The organism is Streptomyces sp. NPDC048434 (genome assembly GCF_043200375.1).
Taxonomy (GTDB): Bacteria; Actinomycetota; Actinomycetes; order Streptomycetales; family Streptomycetaceae; genus Streptomyces.
Genome location: NZ_JBICXQ010000011.1, coordinates 162,707 through 177,735, shown reverse-complemented (window position 1 = coordinate 177,735; position 15,029 = coordinate 162,707). Strand labels below are relative to the sequence as shown.

Sequence of the window (15,029 nt, the reverse complement as noted above, 5' to 3'; positions counted from 1 at the left end):
CTGAGGGGGGCGCGCTCCGCCATCGTTCGGGAAGTCCAGGACGGCCGGGTAAGTCATCCTCGTGTCCGGGTACGACTCCGCGCAGTCCGGGGGGCTGTCATAGAAGATGGACCTGCCGTCTGCTTGGATCACCTGCCCGTCCACGCCGACCAGATCGGCCCCGCACCGATAGCCCGGTGCGTTCATGAGGAGGGCGGCGTCTTTTCCCGTGCCCTCGCTACTACCCGTCCAGGCGAGGCAGTAGCTGGAGCTGGGATCTCCCCCGGTGGCTGGCTCCGAGATGATGTGAATGGGTTGGAGAGGGGTGGGCCCCCCGCACAGCGCCTCAATGTTAGCCAGGTGCCAGGGTGCCCCTGGAGTGCAGATATCCGCCTTCGACTCACAGCCGGCGGGACCGCTGGGCATCTTGTACGTCACCCGAAGGCATGACGGTGCTTTGCTCGCCGAGGGTGATGGGGGCGTGCTCGCTGTAGAGGGTGGCGTCACGGAGGGGGAGGAGACCACGTCCTTCACGTGCGCGGTTCCTGTAGCGCTGGGCGTGCTTCGGGGGCGTGCTTCGACACCGACGCCGCGACCGCTCGCCGCTGGACGCAGGAGCAGGGCGGCGCAAAACCCAATGGTGATCGCCACGACTGCCCCGGCCATCGTGGCTTTCCAAGGGAAGGGCCGAGGTGGAGCGTCGTCCCGAATGACGGGGATGTTCTCAAGTGTGTCGCCGTTATGGAAGGCGAGCACTTCATCCGGGCGCGGCAGTTTCCGTGGCGGTTGCGGAGTACTCATGTCCCCCCTGCTTGCGATACGCAATGCTCACGGTAGGACACCTAGGTTGGTTGAGGGGCGAATTAGCTGGAATGGCAACAACGTTGTGATTCGCCTGCTAGTGCAGCATCAGGCAACGTTTGCCACGCCTGTCAGACTCATCGGGTGATCGTCAGACTCGCGCGAGAGCAGGACTTCCCCGGCATCCTGAGGTTGGCGTCTCAGGTCGAGAACTGGTTCGGTCCGATGGTTGAGAGTCCCGGATTCCGTAACGCTGTGGACCAACACATTCGCCGGTCCACGGCGCTCGTTGCCGTCCGGGGCTCGGACGTCCTCGGCGGCCTGCTCTTTGGCGGCAAGGCTCCGGCCTACCACGTCCACTGGCTCGTCGTATCGGAGAAGGAACGCGGGAAGGGTATCGGCCGTGCATTGATGGCGGATGCGACACGTAGATTCGTGCAGGGCCCAGGCAGCATTGAGGTGGTTACCTTCGGGGTCGACCACCCAGGCGCATCCGCCAGCGGTGCACGCCCCTTCTACGAGCACCTAGGTTTCAGTCCGGCCGAGGCCGCCGATCCGGGCCCGGAGGGCGGTTCACGGCAGGTCTATCGCCGGGCCGTCATCTGATTCATGCGGTGATCGACCACCGCATTAGGAGTTCGAGCCGCGCTCCGCACGGCCTGCGAGATGTGGTCCAACTAGGCGGCATCGGGTCGGTACTTGACTGCCTCGCACCGCTGTCGTCTGCCGACGTTGATGTCATCTGGTGATGTCAGCCGTGGGGGACATCGAGGGAGGACTCGGGGCCATCAGTGGCGGAAGCGCGCGGTGTCGCCTTCGACGTGGATGAGGAAGTCTTCGATCGTCTCAGAGTCGGGGACCGAGACCAGGGCCAGCTTGAGAGCATCGACAGCTTCCAGGGCCCTGATGATCTCGTCCTCGTCGCTATCGTCGCTCTCCACGGCTCTGGTCCATGCTTCCACGGTGGGTCGCAAAGGCTCCCAAGCGGAAGTCGGCCTGAAGCGACATTCAAACCACGGCTGGGCTACCTGGTCGAGCGCAAGGGTGCCAACGTGCACGTCGCCCTGCATCAACCACCATGATCGGCTCACAGCCCTTCCCTTCTCACGGCTGGCAGCACTGTAGGCCCTGAGCTTGGGAATCAGCGTGTGCGACGGACGCCCCGGGTTCCTGACCTGCGGAGCGGGGCCGCCGGCGTCTCGTCTGCCCTGTCACTTCATGCTGGTCTTCACCGTGGTTGAACGCTCATTCTGGTGCTCATCTGGTGCAGACCGCAGTAAGGGAGGGAGCTGCTGCTGCATTTTGGTCTCATGCTCCTGCTGTGCGCGCGGACTTTTCGGGCTTTTACATGCAAATAGCCCATAACTGCTGACGAAATGGCAAGACGCCAGACGGGTAAGCCGATAAACGCTAGCCTATCTGGAGTCGACCGATATGGAGTGGTTTAGATGCGAGTGGCAGATGTTCAGGGCGTGCGATTCCGTAGCCTGCGCGATGCAGCTCTGGACGACTGCGGGGAGCTGAATGTATTGATCGGAAAGAATAATTCGGGGAAGTCCAATTTGCTTTCTGCCATCGAGCTGTTCTTTCAATTCTTTCAATCGAGTGGGGCCGTTGCCACCATCTCTCCGTCTCTTCACCGTTTGACGGATTGGTATTCCAAAGATGCGTCTCAACCGATCAGCATTATTCTCACACTCGAACTATCTAGCGCCGAAATGCAAACTCTGACTGAAGCCATTGCCGAGGAGGCGCCGCAAGTACGTAATGCGTTGGCGCGCGAACGCCGGGAAGCCCTAGTTACGGTCGAGCTCAATTTCATTCGCCAGAAAATGAATGTCGGCTACATTTCCCGAATTTCTTTCGGTGGGCAAGGTGACCCAAGTGGGACTGTTATCTTTGCCATGAGTCCGGCAAGTGCAACAGATATTGCAAATAACTTCGCTAAGGCTAAGGAATACACCCAAGATATCCAAGCTTTGAAGCGACTTACTGAGCGAATTGACGCTGAGGATTGGCGCATGGTCTCGGACAGATCGGTAAGTAATACTAGTTTCCTCCGCAGCTTTCTGGGTCCGGGAATCGCAAGAACCACTGACCTCCGAAAGATCTCTAAAATGATCCTCGATGCTTCCGACCATGGAGATTTCGTTGCTCGGTGCGAGGATCGCATTGCATCACTGGACCAACAACGTCAACTGGTAACAGCGGCCGAGATTTCTCACCCACTTACCACATTTTCGGGTGACTCGACCGATGTGCCGGATTATGTTACTGGGTTTGTTCAAAAAATCGCTTCTACGAATGTCCATTATCTTTCCGAGCAGCGCAAGCCAATTGGGGAGGTGGAAGCTAGCAGAATTTTGAAATTGAAGACCAGTCGGGGCCAGGGTGACGTGCTAAGGGAAATTCAGTCGGTTGTTTCGAGCTTGCTAGGTGTGCAAATTGATGCCTTTAGCTCCGACGCTATCTCAAACCGTACTGGAGACTTGTCTGCTGAACTTGATGTTGATGAATTCTTGGTACAAGTCAACGGTTCAGGGATCCGGGAGGCCTTGAGACTCATCCTCGACTACGAGTTTGAGCGCCCAGAAATTCTTCTTGTTGAAGAGCCTGAGGTTCACCTGCACCCTGCTCTCGAGACCGCTCTCATGCAGTACCTAAAAAACATCAGTTCAAACTCACAGATTTTCCTGACCACCCACTCGACTAACTTCCTCGACGTCGGATCTCTTGAAAATGTCTATCTGATTCGCAAGGGTGACGAAACGTCGGTACAGCGGCTGGACGTGACTGGGGCTGAAGATGCGATTCCGGAGGAACTAGGACTCCGCCTCAGCTCTCTCTTTATGTTCGACCGGCTTGTCTTTGTGGAGGGGCCATCAGACGAGCAGCTTTTGCGGACATTCGCCGATACGCTTAATGTGAGCTTCGGGCAGGCATCACTAGGGTTCGTTACCACTGGTGGCGCTCGCAACTTCACGCACTACGCCACTGCTGCTACGCTTTCCTTTTTGAGGAAGAGAAATGTAAGAACTGTCTTTGTTTTGGATCGAGACGAACGAGACTTGGCAGACCTCGAAGACCTGCAGAATCGAGTTGATGGGGTAAGTGAGGTAAAGCTTCTTCGGCGTCGAGAGCTAGAAAATTATCTTATTCACCCTGACGCATTGGCTAGATTCATCTATTCAAAATCGAATGGTGCGAGCACCCCGACACCTGAAGAGATTTCCGCCGCTATAGATGAAATCTGCGAAGAGCTGTTCGACGTGGCTGTTGAACGCAGGATCCTCAAGCGGGTTTGTCGGCCGGTGATCCCTGACAGGCGGCCTGTGCTTTCTCGCGGAGAAGCAGATTTCAATAGTGCGCTGACTTCTCAGCTGCACTCTGCGCGGGAGAAATTGTCGTCCCTCGTCGAGGAAATTGATGCAATCAAAGCTGAGTGCACTGATGAGGTGAAAGTCGACTGGGCGAAGAGGAAATCCGAGATCGTTCCTGGGGATGAGCTCCTGGATAAGCTTTTCCAGCGCTTTAGCTTGCGCTTTAATAAGCGTCAAGACGCACTTAAGATTTCGCAAGAGATGAAACCTAGTGAGATTCCCGTCGAGATGAAGCAGCTCGTGGAACGCCTGGTTTCCTGATAGTCCATAGGCCAAAGTGCCGCTATCCAAAACAGAGGTTGGCGGAGCGGGTTTGGCCGGTGTCCTGCCCGGTTTGGGGTCGAGCATGATCAGGGGGCCGTACGCTGGCCGGCAACTCGGGCAGGCTGTGATCCTGCCCGGAATTTGAACGAGTGGCCCCCTGGTCTTGCTCGACGCGGGACCCGAACCGGGGAGGTGGCTAAAGCCGTGGAGCCGACCGCCCCAGCCACAGCGGGTTTCTTCCCCACCATGGTGCTCGCTCCAGCCGCGCGACCGGCGTAGCCGGGGCCAGAGCGGGCCGAAGGCAGGAGCGTCGGGCCCCGGCGGTGAGCCGGGGAGCGCGCGGCGAGCGGAGCGAGCCGCCTTGAGTAAGTGAAGACAGTTTTCGACAGTTGGCCGGGGAGTGGGCTCAGAGGGCGTGGAGTGTGCGGGGGCTGTCGGCGGTGATGCGGTAGGCGAGTTGGGTGCGGTCGGCGCCGGCGCGGAGTTCTTCGAGGATCAGTGGGCGTTGGTCGGTGCCGAGGGTGATGCGGGTGGCGTGGACGATCGGTGTCGCGTCGGGGATTTGTAGCGTGGCGCGCTCGTCAGGTAGCGGCATGCGGGCGCTGACGGTCTCGTCCCAGGTGAGTTTGTGGCCGGCTGCGGTGAGGGTGGCGTAGATCTGCTCCGGTTCGGTGTCCGGGGCTTCGCCTAGCTGTTCGGCTTCGTTGGCCGCGGTGGCGAACGGGATGAGCACGCGGTGTAGAGCGCGGGTCTCGGTGTGGGGGTCCGACAGCAGTCGGTCGACGGCGAACAGGGCTTCGCCTTCCGGGAGTCCGAGGAGCGGGCCGGTGGTTGCCGTGGTCGTGGTGCGGTAGATGGTCGGCGCCTCGACTTCGCCCCACGTCTGGTGGCCGGTGTGGAACGTCTTGCCGCTGCGGGTGATGGTCCGCTCGATCGTGACCGCGGGGGCGGGGACGGCCCGGACGTAGCTGCCCTTGCCGTGGATGACCTCGATGAGGCCTTCCGCGCGGAGTGCGGCGATGGCCTTGCGCACGGTCGGGCGGCTGACCCGGTAGCGGTCGATGAGCTGGGATTCGGAGGGGAGCGGGGCTCCGGGCTTGTACTCGCCTGCGGTGATGCCGCTGCGGATCTCGGCGGCAACCTGCTGGTACAGCGCGCCGGGACGCTGGATCTCTCCCATGCCGGGCTCTCCTCATCACCTGTGTGTGCGGTCCTGACGTGAGATGACGTCACTCGTAAGCATAAGTGCTTGCCTTCTTCGGTCAACCCATGCCACTCTCAACTCGTAAGCACGAGTGACGTCATGTGATGTCTTGGCGTCTGAGTGGCCAAGGAGGCCCCCACCCATGCAGTCCATCCCTGTGGACACCTCCCGACTGGGCGTACTGCGGTGCGCGGTCGGGCCTGAACCGAAGATCGCTGATTTCGAAACCAAGGAGGTCAAGAAGGACCGGGACGGCAACACCATCTACTCCGTCGCTGTGACGGTCCGCCAGGAAGGGCGCCGGGTATCGGTGATCGAGATCTCTGTCACCGGAGAGCCCAAAGGCGTGGTTGAGGGCGCGGAAGTACGCGTGACCGGCCTCGATGCCTTTGCCTGGGCTATGGGCGACCGGCACGGAATCAGCTTCCGTGCGGCAGCCATCACCCCCGTACCCACCGCCGGCGCACCTGCCGCACCGTCCAACGGGAAGGCGGGTGGTGCCTGATGAGGCCGACACTGCTCGCGTTCGCCCTCGCGTTACTGGCGTGGCTCCTGGTCGTCGGCAAAGAGCTGCGGCAGCGCCGGCCGGAGTGGCACTGGTACCTCACGGGCTACCCCCGCACCGCCCTGCGCGTGGTGTTCACCTGGTCCAAGGTGGCCTACCTCAACGGCCTCACCGTCTCCCGCAAGCCCACGCGTCGCGTTCTGGGGGATCTGGCGGTCAAGGGCGATCCGCTGCGCCCCCGTGCCCCGCGGATCTCGTTCCCCCGCTCCACCCCGAACGGTCTGGAACTCCTGGTTCGCTTACGTGCCGGGCAGACCCCGACCCCGTTCCTGGCTGCGGCCGATGCCCTCGCTCACGCCTGGCGCATGCATGCCGTACGCGTCGTCTCGCCGGAACGCGGCGTTGTGCTGATCACGGCTACTGCCAGCGATCCTCTGGAGCATCCCGGCAACCCTGCTGGGCCGGATCCCATGGCGCTTCTATCGGCGGTGGTCGGTGCGCTGGAGAGCGGTCGTGCGTGGGTGATGGACTTTCGGCGGGTGCCGCACTGGCTCATCGTCGGGGCCACCCAGTCCGGCAAGTCGACGCTCATCGCACGGCTGATCACCCAACTCGCCCCGCAGCCGGTCGCCCTGGTCGGCGTCGACTGCAAGGGCGGCATGGAACTCGGGCTGGTCGCCCAGCGGCTCTCCGCCCTGGCCACTTGCCGTGCGGAAGCCGTCATCGTCCTGGGCGCGCTGGTCACCGACATGCAGGAGCGCATGCGGCTGTGCCGTGCGGCGGGCGCCCGGTCGATCTGGGACCTGAACGAGAAACAACGTCCGGTGCCAGTGGTCGTGATCGTCGATGAGCTGGCAGAGCTCTACCTGATCAACGGCAGCAAAGAACAGCGGGCAGAGGCTGAGCAGTGCTCGACCTACCTCCTGCGGCTGGCGCAGCTCGGCGCGGCCCTCGGCGTCCACCTGGTCGTGGCCGGCCAACGCGTCGGCTCCGATCTCGGGCCCGGAGTCACCGCCCTGCGTGCCCAGCTGAGCGGACGGATCTGCCACCGAGTCAACGACCCGGGAACGGCGGAAATGGCGCTCGGCGACCTCAACAAGGACGCCGTGGCGGTCGCCCAATCGATCGGAGAGGCAGAACAAGGCGTCGCGGTGACCGTCGGCGACATGGGTGCCTGGATGCGCAGCCGCTCCCGACTCACCACATCCGCTGAAGTCCAAGAGTCAGCAGCGCAGTTCGCGGACCTGACCCCGTACGTGCCCTGCCTCGCGAGCGCGACGGAAGGCGGTGAGGGCGCATGAGCGAATCGGCAGCTCTTCCGCTGTTGCTGGTCTTCGGGCTGGCCACCGTGCTCCTCATCCGCTCCCGCGAGGTGCGCTGGTGGGAAGCCGGACTGATCGCCCTGTTCGGCATGTACCTCGGCCAGACGCCGTTCATCTTCGCCGCGAACGGCCTCGTGCACTGGCTCCTGACCGGCGTCAGCCACACCTAGAGAGCAGGGAGGACCTCACCGTGCCCATGCGCCGAGTCCGCTGCCCCGTCTGCAAGGGCGAGCGCTCCGCCAAGACCCGCACCGGCCACCGGCGGCGCTGCTGCTGCTGCCGAGGCACCGGCACCATCCGCTGAACCACACACCGACCCATCGGGAGTGATCGCCATGGACGTATCCGACCCAACCCCATCCATCCGTGCCGCCACGGCGGCCCACCCCGGGAGGTCCCCACCATCCCCGCCCAGAACCCCTCGGCGGACAGACGCGCCGTGCTCGACCGCTCGGCGCGCCTGCGTCAGCTCTCCGAAGTCGATAGAGACCTGATCCGCCGTGGGTGTGTTCCTCGACCGCGCGGTAGGCATTCACACTTGCCGTCAGCCGAGTGGCGATCTCCCGTCCATCCTTCGCGAGGTTATCGACGCCGCGCTGCCAGCGGTCGAGATAGTCGGACAACACGCTCGCCAGCGCTTCGTGTCCGACCTCCGACTCGTCGTGCGGAACGTCGCTCACCTTCTGCACGCTGATCTCGTCGAGCGTGCCGTTCACCCCCGTGGCGGCTTTCTCCAACGCCTCAAGATCGACCCTGTAATGCTCGCCCATCCCTGCCCCCCAGTTCAGGTCGCCAGCGGCCATCAACCGGGGGAAGTCTGCCAAACGACCGCGTGCGAATTTGGCCGTCCTGTACCGTTATGTCGACCTGTATGGCCAGCCTTTGACGCACCCGTGAATCGCAATTGATCAACTCTTTGCGCAAGCTCGGCCAGCTCTGCAAGCTCAACGACGACATCACTGGCTGAGGCCGGAACTGACAACCGGCCTGCCCGGCGGCTGCCTTCATGGCCGCGCCGCCCGGTCTCCTCGTCTGCCCTGCTCAGAGCCATATCGGGTTCTGCTCTATGTCGATCCTGCCGTAGTCGAACCGGCGGCCCTTCTTCGTGGCCTCTTTGATCTTCACGGCGGCGAACAGAAAGCGCATGACAGCGTTCATGCGCTGATTGTTCTCGGCTTCCTTCAGGGCGTTCCAGCTCTCACGAGCGTTCGGGCCGGTGAGACCGTCCAGGACTTCCGTGGTCGGACGGACGATCACCTTGCGTTCCACCTCGGCAATGCGCGCCTCGACCGTCCTCCGCATCTCCCGGTACTCCCGTGTCTTGAGTTCCTGGCTCTCCCACATGTCCTTGAGGTCGTCGAGTTCCTGGCGGTCCGCGTCGATCGCTGCCTGGTCTTCCTCGGACAGAGAGGAAGGGGTGGGGACTTCGGTGAGGTCGAGGCGTTCCAAGAGGTAGAGGGCGGCCTCGGTGACGAACTCCTCGACGTGGGATGCCTTGACCGCCCGGTTGCAGCGCGGGATGTCGAGACGATGGGTGTGGTTGCACACGTACTTGGTTCCGGCACCTCCCATGGGTTTGCCGCATCCCGTGCAGACCACGATGCCGCGCAGCAGGTAGAACCTGCTCGGCCGGTCGTCGTTCGCTGTCAGCGCTGCGGCCCGGTAGGTGCGCCGTTGCTGAGCCTCCAGCCACATGCCGCGATCGATGATCGCGGGCCATTCACCGTCGCCGATTTCCTCGCCGCGGAAGACACGAATGCCGGTGACGTGGCGGTTGTCGAGCAGGTCACGTACGCGGGGTGCGTTCCAGTCACGTCCTTCGGCGGTCTTTTCACCCCGTTCGTAGAGGTCCTTGGCAAGCTGAACAGGGCTGTCCCCGTCCAGGTAGCGGGTGAAGACCTCCCGTACGACGGCGGCCTCTTCGGGAATGATCTCCGTGCCGGTCTTGTCGTAGCCGTACCGGCGTCGGCCGGTGTGCGGCCTTCCGTCCTTGGCCCGGTCCACCATGGAGTCGATGAGCCGGCGCGAGGTGTCGTCACTGGAGCGACAGGAGTGCGCGACTTCGATACGAAGGAAGAACCGGTCATCGGGGTCGGCGAGATCGCGCCGGTTGGCCTGCCCGTGCAAGGTGATGTCGTGGTCGTCCGCGATCTGCAACAGCTCCTCCAGATCGCGCGGTTGTCGCATGAGGCGATCCGGGTGGTAGGTGAGGACGTGGCGCACGCGTCCCTGCCTGGCCTCGTCGAGCAGCGCGTCCCACCCCGGGCGCTTCCGCTTGCGCTGCCACGCGGACCTGTTGTTGTCGACGAAGACTTGGTCCTCGGAGACGATGAGACCGAGCCGTTCGGCCACCTCGCGGCAGATGCCTTCCTGCCGGTCCACTCCGGTCTGGTCGTCGTCGTTCGCGTGGGAGATCCGGCAGTAGATCGCGGCGGATTCTCCCGACCAGTCCGCGCGGCTGCTGTTGGCCCGCTTGCTACCGGCTGTCTGGCGGGCGCGGTGGGCTCGTCGTAACCGTGCCTCGTCCTGCTGGTTCCTGTCTTCCCTCGTCATGGAAAGAGACTATGAACGCGGCTTGATCCATGTCATCCGCTCCCGCTTCCACGCCGCCGGGAACCGCCCGTCCCGCGCGGCCGGAACGCCCAGCGCGGGGGAGTAGGCCTGGTAGACGGTGACGGTCTTCTCGGTGTGCAGGGCGCGGATACGACGGGCCGGCTCGGCGGGGGATATGGGGGTGTCGGCGGCCTGTACGGGGGCGTCGGGGCTGGTGCTCATGGGTGGTCATCCTGGCGGAGGGCGGGGCTGCGGGCCAGCGAATTGCGGGGCCGGGGAACGGCGTCCGGCAAATGGTCGATCGGCATGCCCGGCCCCGGACCCGGCCCTGCCCCGTCTGCCGTCGGGCGCCGTTCTGCTGGTTCCCCGCATCGGCCGTGCAGCCGCCGCTGATGTTGCCCGGGACCTGTAGTGCCGACCGCGGACCGGTTACTCGACCCCGATGTCCTCGTGCCAAAGCTCCGGCCGCGCCCCGATGAAGTCGCGCATCATTGCCGCGCAGTCGGGGTCGTCCAGGAGCACGATGCGGACGCCGTGCCGGGCCAGCCAGTCATGGCCGCCGTGGAAGGTGCGGGCCTCGCCGATCACCACGCGGGAGATGCCGAACTGGCGGACCAGGCCGCTGCAGTACCAGCAGGGGGACAGGGTGGTGACCATCGTCGTGCCGCGGTAGCTGCGTTGGCGGCCGGCCGCGCGGAAAGCAGCGGTTTCGGCGTGCATCGTGGGGTCGTCGTCCTGGACGCGGCGGTTGTGGCCGCGGCCGAGCAGGGTGCCGTCCGGTCCGTAGAGCGCCGCGCCGATCGGGATGCCGCCCTCGGCGAGACCGGTGCGGGCCTCGGTGAGCGCCGTTGCCAGCATGGCGCGGGCCTGTTCCTGCAGATGACCGGGGTGGCCGGTCGGGTCGCTGTGGCCGTCGACGCTGCCGTGCAGCCGGAACTCGTCGCGGTCCTGACCCCAGTCCTGCGTACGGTCCATGCGTTCACCGTACGCCTGGCGGCCGGGCCGCGGCGCGTCGGTGCGGACGTGCGGACAAGGGGCGGAAGCCCTACCCCTGGGCAGGCGGCGGCGTGTCCTCGGGGCCGCCGTCCGCCGCATCGCGGCCCTTGCGCCGCAGCTCCTCCTCGCGGCGGCGCAGGTCGGCCTCCCAGTCCTTGAGCAGCGCCTCGTCCTTCTTGCTCTCGTCCTTGAGGGACCTGAGGAACTCGGGGTTGTCGTCGGGCGCCACGAACTTCGTACGGTGGTTGCGGTGCCACTCCGAGGGCGTGGAGCCGCCGTCCGTCGCCGGCCCTCGGTGCTTGCCCGCCACCAGCCAGGCGACCGGGCCGACCAGCACCTCACCGAAGAGCAGGATGATGATCACCCAGATCACCTTCGGCAGTCCGCGCACCTGTGATTCGGGAGTGTTCAGACAGTCGATGAACGCATAGATCCACAGTGCCAGCACCAGTAGGAACGGCAGATACCTGAGCATTGCGGAACGGTCCCCCTGCACACGACGGCGGGCCCTCGCCGGGGCCCGGTGACCCGTCCAGGGTAGTGCGTACCCGATACTGGAAGGCATGGCTTACGACGATCTTCGCTCGTTCCTGCGTGCACTGGAGCGGGAAGGCGACCTCAAGCGCATCAAGGCCGAGGTCGACCCGTATCTGGAAGTCGGCGAGATCGTGGACCGGGTGCAGAAGTCCGGTGGCCCGGCGCTGCTCTTCGAGAACGTCAAGGGCTCGGCGATGCCGCTGGCCATGAATGTCTACGGCACCGACCGCCGGCTGCTCAAGGCGCTGGGCCTGAAGGCATACGAGGACATCAGCGGCAAGATCGGCGGCCTGCTCAAGCCGGAGCTGCCGCAGGGCTTCGTCGGCGTACGCGAGGCGTTCGGGAAGCTCGCGGGCATGACGCATGTCCCGCCGAAGAAGGTGAAGGGGGAGAGCGCGCCCGTCCAGGAGGTCGTCCTCAAGGGCGACCAGGTCGATCTCGACCAGCTCCCGGCGCTGTTCACCTGGCCCGAGGACGGCGGCTCCTTCTTCAACCTGGGCCTGACGCACACCAAGCACCCCGAGACCGGCGTACGCAACCTGGGCCTGTACCGCCTGCAGCGCCACGACAAGCGCACCATCGGCATGCACTGGCAGATCCACAAGGACAGCCGCAACCACTACCAGGTCGCCGCCAAGCGCGGGGAGAAGCTGCCGGTCGCCATCGCCTTCGGCTGCCCGCCGGCCGTGACGTACGCCTCGACCGCGCCGCTGCCCGGTGACATCGACGAGTACCTCTTCGCGGGCTTCCTCCAGGGCAAGCGGATCGAGATGGTCGACTGCAAGACCGTGCCGCTGCAGGTCCCGGCGCATGCCGAGGTCGTCATCGAGGGCTGGCTGGAGCCCGGCGAGATGCTGCCCGAGGGCCCGTTCGGCGACCACACCGGCTTCTACACGCCGCAGGAGCCGTTCCCGGCGCTGACCATCGACTGTGTGACGATGCGTAAGCGGCCGCTGCTCCAGTCGATCGTCGTGGGGCGGCCGCCGACCGAGGACGGGCCGCTGGGCCGGGCGACGGAGCGATTCTTCCTGCCGCTCCTCAAGATCATCGTCCCGGACATCGTCGACTACCACCTCCCGGAATCCGGCGGCTTCCACAACTGCGCAATCGTCTCGATCGACAAGAAGTACCCCAAGCACGCACAGAAGGTCATGCACGCCATCTGGGGCGCGCACATGATGTCGCTGACCAAGCTGATCGTGGTCGTGGACGCGGACTGCGATGTGCACAACCTCCATGAGGTCTCCTGGCGGGCGCTCGGCAACACCGACTACGCCCGCGACCTCACCGTCGTCGAAGGTCCCGTCGACCATCTTGACCACGCCTCCTACCAGCAGTTCTGGGGCGGCAAGGCGGGGATCGACGCGACGGAGAAGTGGCCCGAGGAGGGCTACACGCGCGACGGCGGCTGGCCCCACATGGTCGAGTCCGACCCGCGGACGGCGGCGATGGTCGACCGCCGCTGGAAGGAGTACGGACTCTCATGAGCAGCGCATCCGCAGCGGTCCCGCAGCCGGGCCGCACCAAGGCCTTTCTGCGTCTCGTGATGATCGAGCACTCGGTCTTCGCGCTGCCCTTCGCCTACATCGCGTCCCTGACCGCGATGTACGAGTGGGACCAGCGCGTCCACTGGGGCCGGCTGTTCCTCGTCACCCTCGCCATGGTCGGCCTGCGCACGTTCGCCATGGCCGCGAACCGGATCATCGACCGCGAGATCGACGCCCGTAACCCGCGCACCGCGCACCGGGAACTGGTCACCGGCGCGGTGTCGGTGAAGTCGGCGTGGACGGGCGCGCTGATCGCGCTCGTCGTCTTCCTGGGCGCGGCGGCGCTGCTGAACTCCCTGTGCCTGGCACTGGCGCCGCTCGCGGTGGTGCCGATGGTGGTCTATCCGTACGGCAAGCGGTTCACGAACTTCCCGCAGGCCATCCTCGGCCTCGCCCAGGCGATGGGCCCGATCGGCGCCTGGCTCGCGATCACCGGGTCCTGGTCCTGGGAGGCGCTGATCCTCGGCCTCGCGGTCGGCATCTGGATCGGCGGCTTCGACCTGATCTACGCCTGCCAGGACGTGGAGACGGACCGCGAGGTCGGCGTGCTGTCGGTCCCGGCCCGCTTCGGCATCCCGGCCGCGATCCGGGGGGCGCGTGGCTGTCACCTCGTCACGACGGGGCTCTTTGTCTGGTACGGGCTGGCGACCGGCGCGGGCGCGTTCTTCTGGCTGGGCCTGGTGATCGTGGCGGCGGCCTTCCTGTACGAGCACACGATCGTCAAGCCGCACGACCTGACCCGGCTGAACCGAGCGTTCTTCCAGGTCAACGGTTTCATCGGGATCGCGCTCTTCGTCTGCGCGCTGCTGGATCTGCTGGTGCGCGGGCTGACGGTGTGACGGACCGTCGGCCGAGTTGGTGGTGTGACGGGCGGCCGGCCGGGTTGGTGGTGTGACGGGCGGCCGGTGTGAATGGTCCGTCGGCCGGGCCGGAGGAGTGACGGGCGGCCGGCGTGACGGCCTGCCGGCCCGTCGCCCGGACCGGCGGTCGGTCTCGGCCGGCGGGACGGCTTCACGGCTCCCTGCCCCCACGGCCTCCAGCTCCACGGCTCCATGCCCGCACGGTGCCATGCCCCACGGCCCCACAGCCCCACGTCCGCACGGCCATGGCCCCATGGGCCCCACGTCCGCACGGCTTCATGGGCCCCACGGCCCCATGCCCGACGACGACTCCATGCCTCCCCCCCACGCCCCATGCCCCCCCACGCCCCATGCCCCCGCGCGGGTCCTCTTCTGCTTGCAACGATTACGGAGAGTAATCAGTTCCTTGCGGTTCGCTCAGCCCTTGCTCAGCGGCCAGGCGATCAGCCGCGGGTAGGTCCACAGTTCGCCGCGGGTCGCCTTCACTGTGCCGATGATCGCGCAGACCACGCCGGACAGGGCGTAGCTGCCGAAGATGCCGATCACGGTCAGCAGCGGGACCGCCAGGCCGGAGCTGTTGCGCTGGGCGTCCGTCGTGGCGGCCGCGGCGAAGATGAAGGCGCTGGCGATGTACAGCACCACGCCGAGGGCCGCCATGAGGGCCTGGGTGATGCCGAAGTTCACCGCCTGGGTGGCGTGGTGACGGATGTACGGGTCGTGTTTGTGGCGGTCGTTGCTGCGCAGGGACAGCGGGAAGATCCAGCCGAGGAAGGCGCCCAGGCCGCAGCACATCATCGTGCCCGCGGTCATGGTCAGCAGTGCGCCGAGGTGGGCCCACATCGCGGGGCCCGTCGGGGATGCGGGCGGCGGAGTGCCGTAACCGGAGCCCGGCTGCTGGGCGCCGGGGTAGCCGTAGCCGCCGGGTGCGCCGCCGGGCCCGCCCTGCTGGGGGGACGCGTACGGCTGTTGCTGCGGTGTCCCGTACGGCTGCGGTGTCCCGTACGGCGGTGGTGTCCCGTAAGGCTGCTGTGGCCCCCCGGTCGGCGGGCCGTAACCGGGCTGGTAGTAGTCGGACATGGTC

At 65.2% G+C, this 15,029-nt stretch carries 13 protein-coding genes and 1 pseudogene; 7 read left to right on the top strand and 7 right to left on the bottom strand.

Going from position 1 to position 15,029, the window contains the following annotated elements:
* Positions 1 to 924 precede the first annotated feature (924 nt).
* Positions 925 to 1,386: a GNAT family N-acetyltransferase gene (locus ACGFWI_RS15645; protein WP_393906474.1), complete on the top strand. Its 462-nt coding sequence runs from the start codon at positions 925 to 927 to the stop codon at positions 1,384 to 1,386.
* A 182-nt stretch (positions 1,387 to 1,568) separates the two neighbouring features.
* Here the strand turns inward: ACGFWI_RS15645 and ACGFWI_RS15640 are convergent, their stop codons facing one another.
* Positions 1,569 to 1,721, bottom strand: coding sequence for a hypothetical protein (locus ACGFWI_RS15640; protein ID WP_326744800.1), 153 nt, complete (start codon positions 1,719 to 1,721; stop codon positions 1,569 to 1,571).
* Positions 1,722 to 2,228: 507 nt separating this feature from the next.
* Here ACGFWI_RS15640 and ACGFWI_RS15635 point away from each other — a divergent pair.
* On the top strand, positions 2,229 to 4,421 hold the full coding sequence (locus ACGFWI_RS15635) for an AAA family ATPase (RefSeq protein ID WP_393906473.1): 2,193 nt from the start codon (positions 2,229 to 2,231) through the stop codon (positions 4,419 to 4,421).
* Positions 4,422 to 4,830: 409 nt separating this feature from the next.
* Here ACGFWI_RS15635 and ACGFWI_RS15630 read toward each other — a convergent pair whose 3' ends face one another.
* Positions 4,831 to 5,604, bottom strand: coding sequence for a GntR family transcriptional regulator (locus ACGFWI_RS15630; protein WP_393906472.1), 774 nt, complete (start codon positions 5,602 to 5,604; stop codon positions 4,831 to 4,833).
* Between the two features lie 166 nt (positions 5,605 to 5,770).
* On the opposite strand from ACGFWI_RS15630, the gene ACGFWI_RS15625 reads away from it, so the two are divergent.
* From ACGFWI_RS15625 to ACGFWI_RS15615, 3 genes are read left to right on the top strand one after another with little or no spacing between them, the layout of a single operon-like run.
* A complete protein-coding gene (locus tag ACGFWI_RS15625) occupies positions 5,771 to 6,133 on the top strand; it encodes a hypothetical protein (protein ID WP_393906471.1) in 363 nt (120 codons plus the stop codon).
* Positions 6,133 to 7,434: an FtsK/SpoIIIE domain-containing protein gene (locus ACGFWI_RS15620; protein ID WP_393906470.1), complete on the top strand. Its 1,302-nt coding sequence runs from the start codon at positions 6,133 to 6,135 to the stop codon at positions 7,432 to 7,434. Before ACGFWI_RS15625 ends, ACGFWI_RS15620 begins: the two co-directional genes overlap by 1 nt.
* The gene (locus ACGFWI_RS15615; protein WP_393906469.1) at positions 7,431 to 7,625 is read left to right on the top strand and encodes a hypothetical protein; all 195 of its coding nucleotides are present in this window, start codon (positions 7,431 to 7,433) and stop codon (positions 7,623 to 7,625) included. The genes ACGFWI_RS15620 and ACGFWI_RS15615 overlap by 4 nt, the downstream gene beginning before the upstream one ends.
* 871 nt (positions 7,626 to 8,496) lie before the next feature.
* Here ACGFWI_RS15615 and ACGFWI_RS15610 read toward each other — a convergent pair.
* From ACGFWI_RS15610 to ACGFWI_RS15595, 4 genes and pseudogenes are all read right to left on the bottom strand, one after another.
* Positions 8,497 to 10,008 (bottom strand): recombinase family protein, encoded by a 1,512-nt coding sequence (locus ACGFWI_RS15610; RefSeq protein WP_393906468.1) that lies wholly within the window; start codon positions 10,006 to 10,008, stop codon positions 8,497 to 8,499.
* An 18-nt stretch (positions 10,009 to 10,026) separates the two neighbouring features.
* A pseudogene (locus tag ACGFWI_RS15605) lies at positions 10,027 to 10,230 on the bottom strand (DUF4291 family protein); the annotation flags it as partial.
* Between the two features lie 207 nt (positions 10,231 to 10,437).
* Entirely contained in the window at positions 10,438 to 10,983 is a 546-nt protein-coding gene (locus tag ACGFWI_RS15600) for a nucleoside deaminase (protein ID WP_393906467.1), read from the bottom strand.
* 70 nt (positions 10,984 to 11,053) lie between these two features.
* Positions 11,054 to 11,479 carry a PLD nuclease N-terminal domain-containing protein gene (locus ACGFWI_RS15595; RefSeq protein ID WP_393906466.1) on the bottom strand — a complete coding sequence of 142 codons (426 nt, stop codon included), beginning with the start codon at positions 11,477 to 11,479 and terminating at the stop codon, positions 11,054 to 11,056.
* An 88-nt stretch (positions 11,480 to 11,567) separates the two neighbouring features.
* On the opposite strand from ACGFWI_RS15595, the gene ACGFWI_RS15590 reads away from it, so the two are divergent.
* Together ACGFWI_RS15590 and mqnP are read left to right on the top strand one after the other, a co-directional pair.
* The gene (locus tag ACGFWI_RS15590; protein WP_355789216.1) at positions 11,568 to 13,028 is read left to right on the top strand and encodes a menaquinone biosynthesis decarboxylase; all 1,461 of its coding nucleotides are present in this window, start codon (positions 11,568 to 11,570) and stop codon (positions 13,026 to 13,028) included.
* The gene (gene mqnP / locus ACGFWI_RS15585; protein ID WP_393906465.1) at positions 13,025 to 13,927 is read left to right on the top strand and encodes a menaquinone biosynthesis prenyltransferase MqnP; all 903 of its coding nucleotides are present in this window, start codon (positions 13,025 to 13,027) and stop codon (positions 13,925 to 13,927) included. Before ACGFWI_RS15590 ends, mqnP begins: the two co-directional genes overlap by 4 nt.
* Positions 13,928 to 14,365: 438 nt before the next feature.
* On the opposite strand, the gene ACGFWI_RS15580 is transcribed toward mqnP, so the two are convergent.
* The gene (locus ACGFWI_RS15580; RefSeq protein ID WP_393906464.1) at positions 14,366 to 15,025 is read right to left on the bottom strand and encodes a DUF4870 domain-containing protein; all 660 of its coding nucleotides are present in this window, start codon (positions 15,023 to 15,025) and stop codon (positions 14,366 to 14,368) included.
* Between the last annotated feature and the right edge of the window lie 4 nt (positions 15,026 to 15,029).